This is a genomic window from Bradyrhizobium sp. Leo78, assembly GCF_059512425.1.
Genome location: NZ_JCAMOT010000144.1, coordinates 1 through 1,347, shown reverse-complemented (window position 1 = coordinate 1,347; position 1,347 = coordinate 1). Strand labels below are relative to the sequence as shown.

The 1,347-nt window shown below is 62.7% G+C and carries 1 pseudogene; it reads right to left on the bottom strand.

What is annotated here, in order from left to right:
• Positions 1 to 192: 192 nt before the first annotated feature.
• Positions 193 to 1,280: pseudogene (locus AC5ZG1_RS43935) on the bottom strand (IS3 family transposase); the annotation flags it as partial.
• Positions 1,281 to 1,347 lie beyond the last annotated feature (67 nt).

Sequence of the window (1,347 nt, the reverse complement as noted above, 5' to 3'; positions counted from 1 at the left end):
TGAAATGGACCCGCGGAGCGGGACCGCTTGAACCGGTTTGTTAGTTGGAAACTGACTGCTCCTGATCCCTTTCTATCACGCAGCCAGAGACGCTGTCTGCTGCAGTTGCTGTGGGCATGTGGTCAACGCGGCAGCGTTGTCCACCATGTCCACAGCCTTCGCGGCCTGCATCCGTTCGCGCCAGACCGCCATCGGCGTGCGATAGCCGTGCGCCTGATGAAGGCGACGATCGTTGTAGAAGGCGATCCAGCTTGCGACCCCTGCCTTGGCCTCGCGGCCGTCGGCATAGCCTCTGAGATAGATGTCCTCATGCTTGAGCGACCGCCACAGCCGCTCGATGAAGACGTTGTCGATCCAACGACCGCGGCCATCCATGGAGATCCTGATCCCTGCGCCCGCCAACGCGCCGGTGAAGGCCGCACTGGTGAACTGGCTGCCCTGGTCGGTGTTGAAAATCTCCGGCGTGCCGTACTTCGCCAGCGCCTCTTCCAGCGCCGCCACGCAGAACCAGACGTCCATCGTGTTCGACAACCGCCACGCCAGGACCGCACGGCTCGCCCAGTCGATGATGGCGACGAGATAAAGAAAGCCGCGGCCGATGGGCAGATACGTGATGTCGGCCGCCCATACCTGGTTTGGCCGGTCGATCGTCAAGTTGCGCAACAGATAGGGATAGATCTTGTGGCCCGGCGCCGGCCTCGTAGTGTTCGGCCTTGGTCCCAGCGCCGCAATGCCCATCTTGCGCATCAACCGCTTGCGATTGACCTGAAGCCCCTCAACCTTCAGCATCGCGGTCATTCGCCGCGAGCCCAGGAACGGCCAGGCGGTGAACAACTCGTCGATCCGCCGCATCAGGGCAAGGTCGTTGTCGTTGGCCGGCCGTGGCGGCCGGTAGACCCCAGAGCGCGCGATGCCAAGTAACATGCATTGCCGGCGGATCGACAGCGCCATGTCGGCGTGATCGAGCATTCCTCGACGGTCCGGCGTGCTCATCTTCCGGACCTCCGCGCTAAAAAATCGCGCTCGACTGTCAGTTGTCCAATCTTGGCATGCAGCTTCTCGATCTCGCGTTCGCGCGCGTCCTCGCTCTCCCGCCCGACACCCGCGTCAAAGGCCCGGGCCGCCTGGTCCAGCAGTTGCTTCTTCCAGGCATAGATCTGGTTCGGGTGAACCTCATAGCGCTGGGCCAGATCGGCCACCGTCGCCTGTTCCCGCACCGCTTCCAGCGCGATCTTTGCCTTCAGTGCCGCGTCGATCTTGCGTCTCGTCTTTGTCGTCATCATGCGCTCCGTCTATCAAACGGAGCAGCCCCTTCCAACTAAGCACGTGGTCCCACAATCGGGGTCC